Source organism: Vibrio sp. YT-15, assembly GCF_033337445.1.
GTDB lineage: Bacteria > Pseudomonadota > Gammaproteobacteria > Enterobacterales > Vibrionaceae > Vibrio > Vibrio alginolyticus.
Map to the genome: position 1 here is coordinate 1 of NZ_JAWOQR010000075.1, position 1417 is coordinate 1417.

Here is a 1417-nt window from a genome sequence, read left to right on the forward strand (position 1 = left end):
TGACCATCTTCGTGTCGCTTGGTGTCGCCTACAGTTTGGCGAAAGCGTACAAAATGGATGGGATCACTAGCGCGGTTTTATCTTTAATGTGTTTCTTGCTGGTGGCCGCACCAGCTCAAGATGGCACGTTAGCGATGAAACACATGGGCGGTACAGGGATCTTCACTGCAGTAATGTGTGCCTTCTTTGCTGTTGAGCTGTATCGATTTATGAAAAAGCACAACATCACGATTCGCATGCCAGAGCAGGTGCCACCTGCGATCGCGCGTTCTTTCGAGGTGTTACTGCCTGTTCTAGCTGTGTTTGTCACGCTTTATCCATTAAGCATCTTCGTTCAAACCCAATACGACATGTTGATTCCTGATGCAGTTATGGCGATGTTCAAGCCATTAATCAGCGCATCAAATACTTTGCCTGCCATCATTGGTGCACTACTTATGTGTCAATTACTTTGGTTTGCAGGGATTCATGGTGCCGCGATTGTGGTTGGCCTTCTGTCGCCAATCTTTCTAACAAACATCAGTGGAAACATCGACGCATTTGTTGCTGGGCAACCTGTTCCGAATATCTTCACTCAGCCGTTCTGGGACTTCTATATCTTCATTGGTGGTTCTGGTGCGACGTTAGCGTTGGTTCTACTGATGTCATTTAGCCGCTCTGTTCACCTAAAGAGTATCGGCCGAATGAGTGCGGTTCCTGGCTTCTTCCAAATTAATGAACCAGTGATTTTTGGTAGCCCAATCGTAATGAACCCAACATTGTTCATCCCATTTGTTTTTGCTCCAGTAATTAACGCAACGATTGCTTACTTTGCTGTGCATCTTGGCTTCGTAGGTATGGGGGTGGCTACTACACCATGGACGACGCCGGCAATTATTGGTGCGTCTTGGGGAAGCGGCTGGACGTTTTCTCCGGTACTGCTCGTAGTGGGTCTGTTGATTCTTGACCTTCTTATCTACTTCCCATTCTTCAAAATGTTTGAGAAGCAAATGCTTGAGCAAGAACTACCAACAACCAAAGAAACGAAACAGGCAGAACAACCTGCTGGTGAAGGCGTAACCGCTTAATTATGAATGGGCTGTTTTACCAAGCAGCCCATATTTCTGGAGAGAGAAAATGGAACAAGAACTGGTTGTAATGGAAATCATCTGCAATGCGGGTGAAGCCAGAAGTTTAAGTTATGAAGCACTCCGTTTGGCGAGAGAGCAAAAATTTGAAGCAGCAGAAGAGAAATTGTTGCAAGCCAGAGAGTGCATTAACAAGGCGCATTTAATTCAGACGCAATTGATCGAAGAAGATCAGGGGGAGGGCAAAGTGCCGATGACTCTGGTTATGGTGCACGCTCAAGATCATTTAATGACAACGATTCTAGCGCAAGAAATGGCTGTTGAGATTGTCGCTTTGAACAAGCAACTCG

Annotated in this window: 2 protein-coding genes; both read left to right on the forward strand. The window is 46.0% G+C overall.

Annotation, left to right across the window (positions count from 1 at the left end; translation table 11 throughout):
* On the forward strand, positions 1 to 1067 hold a 1067-nt coding region (locus R7D93_RS25345), incomplete at its 5' end, for a PTS sugar transporter subunit IIC (protein ID WP_318129562.1).
* A 49-nt stretch (positions 1068 to 1116) separates the two neighbouring features.
* Positions 1117 to 1417 (forward strand): PTS lactose/cellobiose transporter subunit IIA (locus R7D93_RS25350; protein ID WP_318129563.1); only part of this gene is annotated, 301 nt, incomplete at its 3' end.